Source organism: Chromohalobacter israelensis DSM 3043 (assembly GCF_000055785.1).
Classification (GTDB): domain Bacteria; phylum Pseudomonadota; class Gammaproteobacteria; order Pseudomonadales; family Halomonadaceae; genus Chromohalobacter; species Chromohalobacter israelensis.
The window spans coordinates 1,379,791-1,394,999 of sequence record NC_007963.1 but is presented as its reverse complement, the minus strand read 5'-3'; the positions used below and the strand labels follow the sequence as shown (position 1 = coordinate 1,394,999).

At 60.2% G+C, this 15,209-nt stretch carries 14 protein-coding genes and 2 tRNA genes; 5 read left to right on the top strand and 11 right to left on the bottom strand.

All coding sequences use genetic code 11. The annotated features are described in order from the left end of the window. Positions 1 to 17: 17 nt before the first annotated feature. The 5 genes from CSAL_RS06190 to sdhC form a co-directional block, all read right to left on the bottom strand. Complete coding sequence (locus CSAL_RS06190) at positions 18 to 2,849, bottom strand: 2-oxoglutarate dehydrogenase E1 component (RefSeq protein WP_011506518.1); 2,832 nt, start codon at positions 2,847 to 2,849, stop codon at positions 18 to 20. A 233-nt stretch (positions 2,850 to 3,082) separates the two neighbouring features. Beyond that, positions 3,083 to 3,793, bottom strand: coding sequence for a succinate dehydrogenase iron-sulfur subunit (locus CSAL_RS06185; protein ID WP_011506517.1), 711 nt, complete (start codon positions 3,791 to 3,793; stop codon positions 3,083 to 3,085). Between the two features lie 13 nt (positions 3,794 to 3,806). After that, positions 3,807 to 5,579: a succinate dehydrogenase flavoprotein subunit gene (gene sdhA, locus CSAL_RS06180; RefSeq protein ID WP_011506516.1), complete on the bottom strand. Its 1,773-nt coding sequence runs from the start codon at positions 5,577 to 5,579 to the stop codon at positions 3,807 to 3,809. A 3-nt stretch (positions 5,580 to 5,582) separates the two neighbouring features. Beyond that, entirely contained in the window at positions 5,583 to 5,930 is a 348-nt protein-coding gene (gene sdhD / locus CSAL_RS06175; RefSeq protein WP_011506515.1) for a succinate dehydrogenase, hydrophobic membrane anchor protein, read from the bottom strand. After that, positions 5,924 to 6,301 (bottom strand): succinate dehydrogenase, cytochrome b556 subunit, encoded by a 378-nt coding sequence (gene sdhC, locus CSAL_RS06170; RefSeq protein ID WP_011506514.1) that lies wholly within the window; start codon positions 6,299 to 6,301, stop codon positions 5,924 to 5,926. The genes sdhD and sdhC overlap by 7 nt, the downstream gene beginning before the upstream one ends. A 395-nt stretch (positions 6,302 to 6,696) precedes the next feature. Here sdhC and gltA point away from each other — a divergent pair, with 395 nt between their 5' ends. After that, entirely contained in the window at positions 6,697 to 7,983 is a 1,287-nt protein-coding gene (gene gltA, locus CSAL_RS06165; RefSeq protein WP_011506513.1) for a citrate synthase, read from the top strand. A 416-nt stretch (positions 7,984 to 8,399) separates the two neighbouring features. Here the strand turns inward: gltA and CSAL_RS06160 are convergent. The 4 genes from CSAL_RS06160 to CSAL_RS06145 form a co-directional block, all read right to left on the bottom strand. Then, positions 8,400 to 8,475, bottom strand: a tRNA-Glu gene (locus CSAL_RS06160). 16 nt (positions 8,476 to 8,491) lie between these two features. Further along, positions 8,492 to 8,567 (bottom strand) — tRNA-Ala (locus CSAL_RS06155). Between the two features lie 136 nt (positions 8,568 to 8,703). Next, positions 8,704 to 10,188: a glutamate--tRNA ligase gene (gltX, locus tag CSAL_RS06150; protein WP_011506512.1), complete on the bottom strand. Its 1,485-nt coding sequence runs from the start codon at positions 10,186 to 10,188 to the stop codon at positions 8,704 to 8,706. A 115-nt stretch (positions 10,189 to 10,303) separates the two neighbouring features. Next, positions 10,304 to 11,200, bottom strand: a complete 897-nt coding sequence (locus tag CSAL_RS06145; protein ID WP_011506511.1) for a LysR family transcriptional regulator — start codon at positions 11,198 to 11,200, stop codon at positions 10,304 to 10,306. Positions 11,201 to 11,706: 506 nt separating this feature from the next. On the opposite strand from CSAL_RS06145, the gene CSAL_RS06140 reads away from it, so the two are divergent. Both CSAL_RS06140 and CSAL_RS06135 read left to right on the top strand, forming a co-directional pair. Further along, on the top strand, positions 11,707 to 12,276 hold the full coding sequence (locus CSAL_RS06140; protein WP_187290076.1) for a helix-turn-helix transcriptional regulator: 570 nt from the start codon (positions 11,707 to 11,709) through the stop codon (positions 12,274 to 12,276). Positions 12,277 to 12,399: 123 nt separating this feature from the next. Then, positions 12,400 to 12,696, top strand: coding sequence for a hypothetical protein (locus tag CSAL_RS06135; RefSeq protein ID WP_011506509.1), 297 nt, complete (start codon positions 12,400 to 12,402; stop codon positions 12,694 to 12,696). A 450-nt stretch (positions 12,697 to 13,146) separates the two neighbouring features. Here CSAL_RS06135 and CSAL_RS17170 read toward each other — a convergent pair whose 3' ends face one another. Continuing rightward, on the bottom strand, positions 13,147 to 13,842 hold the full coding sequence (locus CSAL_RS17170) for a hypothetical protein (protein WP_011506507.1): 696 nt from the start codon (positions 13,840 to 13,842) through the stop codon (positions 13,147 to 13,149). Positions 13,843 to 14,133: 291 nt separating this feature from the next. Then, positions 14,134 to 14,367: a hypothetical protein gene (locus CSAL_RS06125; protein ID WP_148266802.1), complete on the bottom strand. Its 234-nt coding sequence runs from the start codon at positions 14,365 to 14,367 to the stop codon at positions 14,134 to 14,136. A 401-nt stretch (positions 14,368 to 14,768) separates the two neighbouring features. Here CSAL_RS06125 and CSAL_RS17570 point away from each other — a divergent pair, with 401 nt between their 5' ends. Together CSAL_RS17570 and CSAL_RS17850 are read left to right on the top strand one after the other, a co-directional pair. Next, entirely contained in the window at positions 14,769 to 14,948 is a 180-nt protein-coding gene (locus CSAL_RS17570; protein WP_043558060.1) for a hypothetical protein, read from the top strand. Beyond that, positions 14,900 to 15,076 (top strand): pyocin activator PrtN family protein, encoded by a 177-nt coding sequence (locus CSAL_RS17850; RefSeq protein WP_187290075.1) that lies wholly within the window; start codon positions 14,900 to 14,902, stop codon positions 15,074 to 15,076. The genes CSAL_RS17570 and CSAL_RS17850 overlap by 49 nt, the downstream gene beginning before the upstream one ends. Positions 15,077 to 15,209 lie beyond the last annotated feature (133 nt).

The window sequence follows — 15,209 nt, the reverse complement described above, 5'->3', positions numbered from 1 at the left end:
GATCCCGATGAAACGCCTCACCCAGTAATGGCGTCTTCTACCAGCTGGCGCTGCTGTTCAACATGGACGGACATATAGCCGGATGCCGGCGCGGCGGAAGCCGGGCGTCCCGCGAACTTCAGGTCGCGTCCCAGGCCTTCCTTCACCATGTCGGCCACCAGACGCATGTGGTGCTGGCTTTGATACCAGGCCCCCTGATTGAGCGGCTCTTCCTGACACCAGACGACCTGCTCGAGGTTGGGGTAGGTCTTGAAGACTTCGTACAGCTCTTCCTTGGGAAAAGGATAGATCTGCTCCAACCGCACGATCGCCACGTCGTCGTTGCCGTTCTCGGCCCGGTAGCTCGCCAGGTCGTAGTAGACCTTGCCCGAGCACAGCACCACACGCTTGACGCTCTCGGCGTCGCGCTTGCCCTGGTCCGGCAGTACCATCTCGAAACGCCCGTTGGCCAGATCCTCCAGCGTGGAAGTCGCCTCCTTGTGACGCAGCAGGCTCTTCGGCGACATGATCACCAACGGCTTGCGCAATGGGCGGATCACCTGGCGGCGCAGGAGATGGAAGATCTGGGCCGGCGTGGTCGGCATGCAAACCTGCATGTTGTGCTCGGCACACAGCTGCAGGAAGCGTTCGAGGCGCGCCGAGGAGTGCTCGGGGCCCTGCCCTTCGTAGCCGTGCGGCAGCAGCATGGTAAGGCCGCAGAGCCGTCCCCACTTGGTCTCGCCGGACGAAATGAACTGGTCGATGACGACCTGTGCACCGTTGGCGAAGTCGCCGAACTGCGCCTCCCAGATGATCAAGGCATTGGGCGTGGTCGTGGAGTAGCCGTACTCGAACGCCAGGGCGGCTTCTTCGGACAGGAAGGAGTCGCGGATGGTGAAATTCGGCTGGCCTTCCTTGATGTACTCCAGCGGCACATAGGTCGAGCCGTCCTTCTGGTTGTGCACGACCGCATGCCGGTGCGAGAAGGTACCGCGACCGGTATCCTGCCCCGTCAGACGAATCGGATGCCCTTCGTCCAGCAGGGTGGCATACGCCAGGGTCTCGCCGAAGCCCCAGTTGACGGCCAGATCGCCGGCCGCCATCTTGCGACGGTCTTCGTAGATCTTGGCCACCTGGCGCTGGACCTCGATGCCCTCGGGCACTTCGCACATCTTGGCGGCAAGCCGCTGCATGCGGGTCATGTCGATCGAGGTGTCGGCATCGCCGGTCCACTCATGGCCGAGATACGGGGTCCAGTCGACGAACAGCTCCGTATTGGGCTGCTTGACCAGCGCATTGGCCACGTGATTGCCCGCCACCAGGTCCTCGCGATACTTCTCGACCATGGCGGACGCTTCGTCCTCGCTGATCATGCCCTGCTGGACCAGACTCGCCACATACAGCTCCCGCGAGCTCTTGTGCGACTTGATCTTCTGGTACATCAGCGGCTGCGTGCCGGAGGGTTCATCGGCCTCGTTGTGGCCACGCTTGCGATAGCAGACGAGATCGATCACCACGTCCTTGTTGAACTGGTAACGATAGTCGACGGCCACTTGCGTGGCATGAATCACCGCTTCGGGGTCGTCACCGTTCACATGGAAGATCGGCGCCTGAACCATCTTGGCGATGTCGGTGCAATATTCCGTGGAGCGCGCATCATCAGGCCGCGAGGTCGTGAACCCGACCTGGTTGTTGATGACGATGTGCACGGTGCCGCCGGTCTTGTAGCCGCGGGTCTGAGACATCTGGAATGTCTCCATGACCACGCCCTGCCCCGCAAAGGCGGCATCGCCGTGGACCACGACCGGCAACACCTTGGCGCCCTCGCTGTCGTCGCGACGATCCTGACGCGCGCGCACCGAGCCTTCGACGACCGGCGACACGATCTCGAGGTGCGAGGGATTGAACGCCAGTGCCAGGTGCACTTCGCCGCCTTCGGTCATCACGTTGGAACTGAAGCCCTGGTGGTACTTCACGTCCCCGGAGCCCTGCTGGATGACTTTCTTGCCATCGAACTCGTCGATCAATTCCGAGGGACTCTTGCCCAGCAGATTGACCAGCAGGTTCAGGCGGCCCCGGTGGGCCATGCCGATGACGACTTCCTTGGTACCGTAATTGCCGGTGCGCTGGATGATTTCGTCGACCATCGGAATGAAGGTCTCGCCACCTTCCAGGCCGAAGCGCTTGGTGCCCGGATACTTGGAAGCAAGATAGCTTTCAAGCCCTTCCGCTGCCGTCAGGCGTTCGAGAATGTGCTTGCGCACATCGACGCTGTAATCCGGCTTGGAACGCACCGATTCGAAGCGCTGCTGCAGCCAGCGTTTCTCGTCGGTGTTGACGATATGCATGAATTCGCAGCCGATGCTGCGGCAGTACGTCTGCTCCAGAACCTCGACGATTTCCTTGAGCGGCGCCTGGTCCTTGCCCAGAAAGAGGGAGCCCGTCTGGAAAGACGTTTCCATGTCAGCGTCGGTCAACTGATGGAAAGACAGTTCCAGATCGGGAATGGGCGTCGGGCTGCGCAGCCCCAGCGGATCGATATCGGCACGCTGATGGCCACGGAAGCGATAAGCGTTGATCAGCTGGAGAACCTTGACCTGCTTCTTGTTCTCGCCGCTGTCGGCGGGACCGGCGGCGGGGCCGCGACGGTTTTGGGCCAACTGGTAGAACTGGTCGCGAATCGGACTGAGAGGAACGTCGTGGGAGGGGGCGCCTTCCGGACGGGGTAACTGGTCGAAATAGTTACGCCATTCGTCGGGAACCTCTGAGGGATCGACGAGATATTGCTCGTAGAGCGCTTCCACGTAGTGGGCGTTGCCGCCGCTGACATGGGAAGTGCGCCACATCAACTCCATTGTGCCTTCTTGCATCTCTTGGTCACCCTATGCACTGATGGGTGTTCTTGGCGCTGGCACGCCCGGACGTGCCGGCGTCACTTGGAACCTGCGTCGGGCAGGCTGGCGTCATACGCGACGCCGGGTCCACTTATCGTCAAAAGCCGGTGCACGAGGCACCGGCTGCAACGGTCGCGGGACCGGCTTCCTGCGACGCCTTGTCGCAGGAAGCGGCTTGTTGCCAATGATAACAAGCCAAGCGGCGCGATTTAAGTGGCATTGGACAGTAACATCTCGCGAATCTTGCCGATCGCCCGTGTCGGGTTAAGCCCTTTGGGGCAAACCGCCACGCAGTTCATGATGCCGCGGCAGCGGAACAGGCTGAACGGGTCCTCGAGCCGCGCCAGACGCTCGCTCGTGGCGGTGTCGCGCGAATCGGCGAGGAAGCGATATGCCTGCAGCAACCCGGCCGGCCCCACGAACTTGTCCGGGTTCCACCAGAACGACGGGCACGCAGTCGAGCAGCAGGCGCACAGGATGCACTCGTAGAGACCGTCGAGCTTGTCGCGCTCCTCCGGCGACTGCAGGCGTTCCGTGGCCGGCGGGTTGGTGTCGTTCTGCAGGTAAGGCTGGATGCTCTCGTACTGCTTGTAGAACACCCCCATGTCGACCACCAAGTCACGAATGACCGGCAGGCCCGGCAACGGACGCAGCACCAGCTTGTTGTCCTTGACCACCTCGGACAGCGGCGTGATGCATGCCAGACCGTTCTTGCCGTTCATGTTCATGCCATCGGAACCGCAAACCCCTTCACGGCAGCTGCGACGATACGCCATGGAACTGTCCTGCTGCTTGATCATCTCAAGCGCATTGAGAACCATGATATCGCGACCCTGGGTGTCCAGTTGGAACTCCTGCATGTAGGGCGCGGAGTCGGTTTCCGGGTTGTAGCGGTAGATAGATACCTGAAGCGTGGACATCTTGGACAACCCCTTAGTAAGTGCGGATTTTCGGCTCGAAGGTATCGACGGTCTTCGGCGCAAAGTTCACATCACGCTGTCCCAGGCGCTTTTCGACCGGGAAGTACATGGAGTGCTTGAGCCAATTGGCGTCGTCGCGGTCCGGGTAGTCGTAGCGCGAATGCGCACCACGGCTTTCCTTGCGCTCCAGGGCGGAAATGGCCGTAGCCTCCGCAACTTCGAGCAGGTTGTCGAGCTCCAGCGCCTCGACACGCGCGGTGTTGAAGGCGTTGGACTTGTCGGACAAGTGAGCATTGGCGATGCGCTCGCGCAGATCGGCCAGCTTCTTGACGCCCTGCTGCATGTTGTCTTCCTGACGGAAGACGCCGAAGTCATTCTGCATGATGTCCTGCAGTTCGGCGCGCAGGTCGGGCACCGCTTCGCCGCCGCTGGACTCGTCCCAGCGAGTGATGCGCGCCATGGCGCTGTCGATGTCGGACTGGGCCGCCTCGAGGTAATCGACCCCCTCGTTGAGGGCTTCCTCGATGAACATGCCGGCAGCACGCCCGAACACCACCAGGTCGAGCAACGAGTTGCCGCCCAGACGGTTGGCGCCGTGCACCGAGACGCATGCCGCTTCGCCGCAGGCGAACAGGCCGTTGACGATCTGATCGTTGCCGTCGGCATCCTGCATGATGGCCTGGCCGTGCACGTTGGTCGGCACGCCCCCCATCATGTAGTGACACGTCGGCACGACGGGAATCGGATCCTTGGCCGGATCGACGTGAGCGAAGGTCTTGGAGAGTTCGACGATCCCCGGCAGACGCTTGCTCAGTACCTCTTCACCCAGGTGATCGAGCTTGAGCATGACGTGATCGCCGTTTTCGCCGCAGCCACGACCTTCCAGGATCTCCATGACCATGGCGCGCGCCACGACGTCACGACCGGCGAGGTCCTTGGCGTTCGGCGCATAACGCTCCATGAAGCGCTCGCCGTCCTTGTTGATCAGGTAGCCGCCTTCGCCACGACAGCCTTCGGTGACCAACACCCCTGCGCCGTAAATGCCGGTGGGGTGGAACTGCCACATTTCCATGTCCTGCATGGGGAAGCCCGCACGCAGGGCCATGCCGATCCCGTCGCCGGTATTGATCAGGGCATTGGTCGTGGACGCGTAGATGCGGCCCGAGCCGCCGGTGGCCAGCACCGTCGCCTTGGATTTGATGTGCACGACTTCACCGGTCTCGATGCACATGGCAATGCAGCCGACCACGTCGCCGTTGGCGTTCTTGACCAGATCGACCGCGTACCACTCGTTCAGGAAGACGGTGTTGTTCTTCAGGTTGTTCTGATACAAGGTATGCAGCAGCGCATGGCCGGTACGGTCGGCGGCGGCACAGGTCCGCGCGGCCTGGCCGCCCTTGCCGAAGTCCTTGGACTGACCGCCGAAGGGGCGCTGATAGATGCGGCCGTTGTCGAAGCGTGAAAACGGCAGCCCCATGTGTTCCAGCTCGAAGACCGCCTTGGGCCCTTCGGAACACATGTACTCGGCGGCTTCCTGGTCGGTAATGTAGTCACCGCCTTTGACGGTGTCGTACATGTGCCAGCGCCAATCGTCGTTGGGATCGGCGGAAGCGATGGCGCAGGTAATGCCGCCCTGTGCGGAAACGGTGTGCGAGCGCGTCGGGAAGACCTTGGTGATGACCGCCGTCTTCTTGCCCGACTTGGCCAGCTCGAGCGCGGCGCGCAGGCCGGAGCCACCACCGCCGATGATGATTGCGTCGAATGTCAGGCTACGCATATTGGACATGGATTAGGCTCCCCAGAGGACTTGAACGCCCCACACCAGAAAAACGAAGATGGCCAGCATGACGACCGCTTGAAACGCGAAACGCACGCCCGTCTGTTTGAGATAGTCGGTCGACACGGTCCACAGACCGACCCAGGCGTGCGCCGCGATGGAGATGAAGGCCAACAAGGAGAACACCCGCATCCAGGTCTGCGAGAAGAGCCCGCTCCAGGTGGCGTAATCGAGCCCCGGATGGAACAGGAGATACAGGACCATGAACAGAGCATAGACGGCCAGGATGACGGCCGAAATGCGCTGGATCAGCCAATCGGACAGGCCACTACGGCCGAGATTCGTGATGTTGGTTACCATACCCAGACTCCTGCCAGAACCACCAAGATGGCACTGATCACGACGGTGATCTGTGCCTTGCGATACCCACCTTCGAGATCCACGCCGATCCCGGCATCCATCAACAGGTGCTTGATACCTGCCACGAAATGGAAGCCCAACGCCGAGAGCAGGCCCCAGGCGATCAGTTTGGCGAGAACGTTGTTGGCGAGGGTGTCACGTACGGCTTCGAAGCCTTCGGGAGACGAGAGTGACACGTCAAGGGCCCAGAAACCGAAGATCAGTCCTATGAACAGGATGATACCGGTGATCCGGTGGGCAATGGAGGTCAATGCGGGAAGTGGGAACTTTATCGTCGTCAGGTCTAGGTTTACGGGTCTTTTGCTATTCACGGCTCATCACACTCTCTTGGCCCGCCAGCGGCTGGGGCTGTACCCGGTGCGGGCGGTGGTTTGAGGGGAAGGCCTTGGTCGAGGGCTTACATGACCAAGCCATGCTCCTGCCAGTCGCGCGGGATAAGATTATAAGGACCGGGGCATGCCATGACAAATGAGATAGCGCTTGCAGCCACTTCCATCGGAGCGTCAAATAGGGGCGCAATCCCGGGCAGAGACCTTGTTTGCACTGCTATTCTCGTCACGCCTCGACACGGCATGCGCGAATCCTCACGTTCCCGCAGGGCGCCCTTGGCCCAATTGACAATCTTCCGCGTGGTTCTATAGTAGGCGAACCATTTTCGCTGGCATGGCAAGCAAGACAAAGACTTAGGTAAAAAGAGGAGGCCATAATGGCTGACAGGAAAGCGCAGTTGACGGTAGAAGGGTCGGACAAGACCATCGAGTTCCCTGTCTACTCTGGTACCGTCGGGCCTGATGTGATCGACGTCCGCGGCCTGACCAGCGAAGGTCTGTTCACCTATGACCCCGGCTTCGTCGCCACCGCCTCCTGCGAGTCGGGCATCACCTATATCGACGGTGCTGCTGGCGTCTTGCTCCACCGCGGCTATCCCATCGATCAATTGGCCGAGAACTCCAATTACGTCGAGCTCTGCTACCTTCTACTGTTCGGCGAACTGCCGAGCAAGGCGCAATACGACGATTTCGCGGCCACGGTGCGCAACCACACCATGGTCCACGAGCAGATCGTGAATTTTTACAAAGGCTTCCGTCGCGACGCCCACCCGATGGCGATCCTGTGCGGCGTGGTCGGCGGCCTGGCAGCCTTCTATCACGACAATCTGGACATCACCAAGGAAGAGGAACGCCGCGTCAGCGCGATCCGCCTGGTCGCGAAGATGCCGACGCTGGCGGCGATGTGTCACAAGTACAACATCGGCCAACCGTTCAACTATCCGCGCAACGATCTGAACTACTCGGAAAACTTCCTCTACATGATGTTCGGCAATCCTTGCGAGACCTACGAGGTCAACCCGGTCTTCGCCAAGGCCATGGATCGCGTCTTCATGCTGCATGCCGACCACGAGCAGAATGCCTCCACCTCCACGGTGCGCATGGCCGGCTCCACGGGCGCCAATCCATTCGCCTGCATCAGCGCCGGTATCGCCGCCCTATGGGGTCCGGCCCACGGCGGCGCCAACGAAGCCGTATTGGCCATGCTGGACGAAATCGGCGACGACTCCGAGGAAAACATCCAGCGCTACATCGACAAGGCCAAGGACAAGGACGATCCGTTCCGCCTGATGGGCTTTGGTCACCGCGTCTATCGCAACTTCGACCCGCGCGCCAAGGTCATGAAGGAAACCTGCGACGAGGTGCTGGGCGAACTCGGCCTCGCGGACGACCCACAGCTCAAGATCGCCAAGCGGCTCGAGCAGATCGCCCTGGAAGACGAGTACTTCATCGAGCGCAAGCTCTACCCCAACGTCGACTTCTACTCCGGCATCATCCTCAAGGCGATCGGCATCCCGACCAACATGTTCACCGTGATCTTCGCCATGGCTCGTACGATCGGCTGGATTTCCCACTGGAACGAAATGATCAGCGGCAGCTTCCGCATCAGTCGCCCCCGTCAGCTGTATACAGGGCACACACAGCGGGATTACCCGGCCAAGTAAGCGGCTGTTCATCAACCACTTCACGCTACCGACGAGCCGCCCTGAGGGCGGCTCGTTGCGTTTGGTGAGAGGACGGCTGCCAAGCCCTGAGCGTTTTCCACACTTTCTGTGGATAACCCTGTTCAAAACCTTTAGTCAGTCGCTCAGAAACACCATGACAAGGGGGTTACGCTCAAATTGGTTATTTTTTGATCTAACCTAGGTCATTGAAAATAAAGAAATTTTTCAATAACGCTCGACGCGACCCCATGCCACGCGGCGTTATGCACAACACTGCGACGACGGGATGCAACGGTGGACAAAGCCACGGAAGTGTCAAGGGAAAAAACGTATAAATACGTCTAAGGAAGGAGGGGTACGGCGACAAAAAAAGACGCTTTCGCGTCTCGGGCCGATACCATCATATCCAGGAAAGGTGGCGTCCCATAGGGGGTTCGAACCCCTGTTACCGCCGTGAAAGGGCGGTGTCCTAGACCACTAGACGAATGGGACGCATCATCTTGATGTTTGGTGGAGCCTAGCGGGTTCGAACCGCTGACCTCAACACTGCCAGTGTTGCGCTCTCCCAACTGAGCTAAGGCCCCGTGCCTTCAAGACGGTGCGTATGTTACCGACCCACCCCTTCCACGTCAACACTTTTCAGGAAGAAGGGAGAGCGTGCCTGCCCCTCCAGGTGGCATAGCGGCGTTCCCCCCTCTTCCAGGCGCAAGGCGCCTCGACTCACACCTGCAACTGCCGATATTCCTTCTCGAAGCGCTTGGCCTGTTTCTTGGAGACACCACCCAGCACCTCGATGGCATGACGCAGCCGCGCGCGGGTCATGTCCGACCCCAGAATGGCCATGGCATCCAACACCGATGTCGATGTCGCACTGCCGGTCACAGCGATGAAAACCGGCGCCAGGAACGCCTTCATCTTCATGTCGAAGGCCTCGGCCAGAGCCTTGACGTCATCGAGCAGCACGTCCTTCTCCCAGCGGGAGACGCCTTCGAGACGCCAGGTCAGGAACTGCAGCAACTTGAGCAGCGTTTCATGCTCCAGCTTGATGCCGTCGAAGCTGGATGCCTCGAGCGGCGGCACACCGGAAAAGAAATGCCCGGCCAGCGGCATGACATCGGACAGTGTCGAGATGCGCGGGCGCACCTGCGGCAGAATCTGATTGACGTAGGCATCATTGAACGCCCACTCGCGCAACGCCTGGAGCAGCGCTGCATCGTCCAGATCCTCGCGAATGTACACCCCATTGAGCCAGGTCAGCTTTTCGAGATCGAAGACCGGCCCCCCCAGGGAAACACGCTGGATATCGAAGTTCGCCATCATCTCCTCGAGCGTGAACTTCTCGCGGTCGTCGGGCATTGACCATCCCATGCGGCCCAGATAATTGGTCACTGCCTGCGGCAGAAACCCCATCCGCCGGTAATAATTGATGGAAGTCGGATTCTTGCGCTTGGAGAGCTTCGACTTGTCCGGGTTACGCAGCAGCGGCATGTGGCATAGCGTCGGCATCGGCCAGTCGAAATACTCGTACAGAAGCTTGTGCTTGGGTGCCGAGTTGATCCATTCCTCGCCACGCATCACGTGGGTGATGCCCATCAGGTGATCGTCGACGACATTGGCCAGGTGGTAGGTCGGCATGCCATCGGACTTGAGCAGGATCTGCGCATCGACCTGGGCCCAGTCCACCTCGATCTCGCCTCGCAGCATGTCGCTGACCACGCAGCTGCCCTCCCCGGGCACCTTCATGCGCACCACATAAGGCCACTGCTCACGCTCGCGACGCGCCACTTCATCGTCGGGAAGCGCCAGATCCGCCGGCTTGAGCGCCAGGTGCAGACCCGCCGCCTTGCGCGCTTCGCGCAGTTCGTCGAGCTCCTCGCTGGTCCGGTAGCACTTGAAGGCGTGCCCGGCATCGAGCAGCTGCTGCGCATATTGCGCGTAGATATCGCCCCGCTCACTTTGACGATAGGGGCCATGCGGGCCGCCCACGTCAGGCCCCTCGTCCCATTCCAGGCCCAGCCAGCGCAGCGAGTCGAGAATCATCTGCTCCGACTCGGCCGTCGAGCGCACCCGGTCCGTGTCCTCGATGCGCAGAATGAACTGTCCACCATGCTGGCGCGCGAAGCACAGATTGAACAAGGCGATATAGGCCGTGCCGACATGAGGATCGCCGGTGGGCGATGGTGCGATACGCGTACGTACGGTCATGGAATTCCCGATCATTGGTGATTGACGATGGCACCATTATACGCATGCGCCTATCCGGCATCAGCACCACCGGGCCAAACGCCGGCGAGACCGAAGCTCGATGTCACGCGAGGCGTCACAACGCCAGGTGCTCGCGAAACCAGTCGGTGATGAAATCCAGATAGGCCCGGGTCTTGTCGGGCAGGTACTTGCGCGAGCGGAACAGCACCAGCATGCTGCCATGCTCGTTCCAGTAAGGCTGAAGCAGCGGAATGAGCTGCCCCTCCTCCACCGCCGCGCGTGCCGCGAACGTCGGCAGGTACGCCAGCCCGAAGCCTGACTTCGCGGCCTCCACGACACCCAACAGATTATTGATCACCAGGCGTGAATTGGGCTCGATGTCCAACGGCTGACCATTCAAGGAAAAACGCCAATGGGCGCCGAGGTCATAGTTGCCGTAGAACACCGTATCGTAGTCGGCAATATCCCGTGGATGCAGGGGGCGGCCGGCACGTGCCAGGTAATCAGGGGCGGCATACAGGCCGTACACCACCTTGCACAAGGGACGCGACACCAGGCTGGATGGCGGCAAGGGCCCCATGCGGATGGCCAGATCCACTGAATCGTCGATAGGCTCGAAACGCTGGTCCTCGAGCAGAATTTCCACCGACACGTCAGGGTACCGCCGCATGAAGGCCGTGGTAGGCGCCGCCAGGTACATGAACCCGAAACTGACCTGGGCACTGACCTTGAGCTGGCCGCGGGGCTGTGATGTGACCGACTGCACCTGAGCTTCCGCCGACTGCAGTTCCTCGATGACGCGAAGCCCGTGCTCGTAATAGATCTGCCCGGCCTCGGTCAGACGCAACGAGCGGGTCGACCGGTTGAGCAAGTTGACGCTCAACTCATCCTCCAGCGCCGCCACGCGCTTGGAGGCCAGCGACTTGGAAATGCTCAGACGCCGCGCCGCCGCCGTAAAGCTGCCTGCCCGCACGACCTCGACGAACACCCGCAATGCATCCAGTGTGGTCACGACAATGCCTCTCTCACGCTTCTGTTTCTAAATCGGAAACACTAGTTTTCGATTGTACCCTCTTATTACGCAAAGGCCGACTGCCTATACTGACGCCGCCCGGGATCACGAGACTCTCGCCCCGGGATGCGTGACCTCTTCTCGTGAAGTCGTCACGCGCACGCTACCGGCGCACGACGGCTTCTGGCCCAAGGGCGCTGGGTGGCGCCTTCAGTGAAAAAGCTTTTCCTTTGCGCCATATGCCTGCTCTTCGGAGCGGCTGGCGCCTTTTCGCCTATCCTTACCCCCTCCTCCCGGAGCGAGCGACGCAATGCCGCCCTGGCGACATGCGTGATTTTATCGCTGACAAGGCAACCGCCTAGAGGAAAACCCTGAAAGAACGACTACGCTTCAACCCGAAACATACTTTGGTCCTGGCTGGATATGCTAACGCGTTCACATCATGGCGAGATGTACAAATGGACACATTAGGACCGCGAATCAAACAGCTAAGGATGGAAGCCGGCTTGAGCAAGGCCGCACTAGCCAGACGTGTCGGCGTGTCGGACGTGACGATTTCCTACTGGGAGTCGGGCACGATCAAGCAAATCGGCCATGAGCGACTCCTCTCCCTCGCCGAGGCATTGGAATGTCCGCTCGAAAGACTGCTGGACAACAACACCCCGACGCACCACGAGTTCGAGGGCGAGCTCGCTCATGCCAGCATACTGGCGCTGCATAGCGCCTCTCCTCCCCCGTGGGAACGGCATTTCCTGGCTCCTGTGGCATCCGCGCCGGGGTCGGCACTCAGCGAACTGCTTCAAGGGTGTTATCTCGTTACGCCAGCCGATGGCGAAACCTTCGCACATCTAGGGACCGGCGATATCGCCGCCGTCTTCCCCACATCGCATTTCGATGAGGAAGGCCTGTATCTCCTGCAATGGCGACACACACTCGTCATCCAGCAGCTCAGCCGACTTCCTTCAGGGGCGTTGAGCATGGACGGCGAGCCGCCCAGCGAGACCTTGCCGCCACAATCTCTCTGCATCATTGGACGCATTCGGGCACGCTGGCAGCAACGCCGCGACAACGAGTGACCCCGGGATCGATCTCAGGGATGCCTCTGCCGGCCCACCCGGGCGCTCAAGGATCGAAACGCGTGTCATGGTCCATACTCGGAGAGACCAGGCGCGGAGAGCGCAAGCACTGCGGAGGACATCATGACGAAACTGCTGCTGTTCATGGCAATTGCTGCCATCACATGGCCTGTATTCGCCAGCGACCCTGGCCAGCAGGACTCTCTGAGCGATGCGCGGGAACGCAACCAGCTTCAACGCGACATCAGCAGCGACCGCGCCACGGTCACCGAAAGGCGCCAAGCGCTGGAGCGTAGCCAGCGCCGCGACGACGATTTCGACGACCGGCTTCGCCATGAGCGTCAACTCGAACGCTCCCAGCGCCAGTTGGAGGACTCACAGCGCTCTCTCAGGGAGCGGCGTCGAGACACGTCACCGTGATCGTTGCCGACAGCACGACATAAAAAAGCCCGACCAAAGCCGGCCGGGCTCTATCGCAAAACTGCATTTCCTTGCAGCTGTCACGGACATCCTGTCCGCGCCTCCTTGCAGTGCTAGGCGTCCTTTCTGCCTGTCTTCCTTGCTCTCCGCCCTTCCCTGGCGGACATGCACACCATGGCAGAAGACAGGCAGTAGAAAAACTGATCTATATTAAACAACGTCGATTTAATGTTTCGAAATGTAACAGGACGCCCCATTGCGATACAGGAGCGAATGCGACCGACGCTTGAAAAGAGAGCCTGCCGCATCGACATGCGGTTGCCGCCCCTGGTGTATTGCGTACAATACGCTTCCCCCGGGAACAACGTTTTATTGATGGATTGGACCATAAGGCCCGCGATCATGAGGCTGACAGCCTAATTGGTAAACTCAGCGTACACACAAGTGCCCTCACCCTCCTCTTTCGCGCTCCTCCATCACCAGTACCACACCGGGATAGACCGTGCCGGTATACACATTCAAGTAGCGCTCTCCGTCCGAGGGGAAAAAGTACGCGAAGCTGACAGGCTTCCCTGGACGGCGACAGAATCCAGCCATCAGTTCCAACCACTCGAGAACCTTCTCTCGCAGCAAGCTGGGCGAGATGGCATCTCCGTCTTCCACTTCGGAAGCCGGTAAATTCGGAACGATGAAAGTCGCAGCGAATCGTGTATCGGCCTCATAGGCGTGGAGATACCCCGTATCTCGCCATGCCGCCTGAAGCTTATCCCGCACCTCCTTGTCGGCTCGGCTGCGGTATCCAATGCGCTGCCAGGCCTGCTTGGCCTCCATGGCGATGGACGCTTCCCGGTTGGTGACGTACAAATCGCACCGGCCTACCCGATCTCCTCTTTCCTCGGATGGGATCTTGTGTCCTCGCTTGCTGGTACCGAATTCCTCCAAAGCAACCCATCCCTCTCTCCAAGCCGCACCGGCCAACAGGCTTATCGAAGCGCGTTCGTTATGCCACCAGGGATTATCGCTGATGCCGAAATCGCGGTGAAGCCTGGAATACTCATCTAGCGCACCAAGCCATGACTTCAACAGTGGGTGCAGATATTCATCTTTCGGCCGCGTCCAGATGCATGTCTTCGCTTCAAGTTCCACCGTTTCCTTCCCATGTCGAGTGATCAGACTCCCACCGTTTTGCGGGGCCGTCAGAATGCATCATTTCGCATCAAAATCTTTCGTTGTAAAACCGCCGCAGCATCGCGCAGCAGCAAGGCTCGAGTCGAGATGCAACGTTGCATCATTTCTGACCCATTTAGCGCGCAGGCGGGGCGGGGAGTCGACGGCGCGCGGTGGGCGCGAAGCGGGCCCACGAAGGCGAAGCGCCAGGCACGCAAACGGCCGCTCAATGGCGGCCGCGAAGCGCTCCCCGAAGTCGAGCGACAGCACTCAGTCCACGGTGGTCTGTACGTGGCCATAGAGTCCGGAAAGGGGACGGCATGCCAGATACACCGCATCGGGCTCGCCAGTGACCTCTCCCTCGGCATCGAAGTAGAAGATGTCCTGACCACCTTCACAGATCTCGATCCCAGCGGGATCGTAGCTGGCCACGTAGTAGCCGTTGGAGCCATATCTGTCGTGCAGCATGCTTTCCGGATCCACGTGATGACCGAGAGCGGTCATCACCACGTCCGATGCAAAAACGAATAGGAGAATGCCGGCTCCCATTGCCCCCCCTTGACTGGCGCGTTGTGCGTTTGGGATCTATCGGCATCTGATGAAAAATCCTTAGTGCCCTCAACGACACTACTGATCGAAACGAAAAGCCGCCCGGAGGCGGCTGGTCAACGTGGCATGTCGATCACATCGCGGGGCCTGGATCGCCCCCGGCGCCACAAGTTCGGGCTCAGCGAGCAGGACCTGCCCGACGGTACTCACAACGAGCAAGACGCAAGGGATTGGCTCTGCGCCGCCTGTGGCATAGGAAGCCGCGTAGAATTGGATCATCACCAGCGCGCCGCGGGAATATTTCAGCACATCCGTAAGCGCTACAACCGCTGGAAGCAGCAACAAGGAGGCCGCTCATGAACACCTATTTTGGCTTGCTCGCCGAATTCAACGGCCGCGCCGAACTGCCCCTGGAAGAGGTTGCCCCTCGTTACTTCGGTATCAGCGCGCGTACCACCGGCATGCGCGCTGGTGCCAGGCCCTGCCGGTGCCCGCGTACCGCGCCGGCGACTCACAAAAGGTACCGTGGCTGGTGAGCGCCGTGGATCTCGCCAGGTACTTGGATAAGCGGCGGGCAGAGGCGCATGAGATGTGGTGCAAAGTGATCACTGATAAAAAACCGCAAACATGCGCAAATGTTTACAAACAGCTATCAAGAAGCTAACCTTCATCTAGGCTGGGCGTTTCGCACAGTTGCTCTTTAAAACGCTATTGCACGATGGATCGATGCGGTTAGATCAGGCAACGCTCTGGTCGACTCGAGCTTTTGCAAGAGTCTCTATCCCCGCACATCGCCT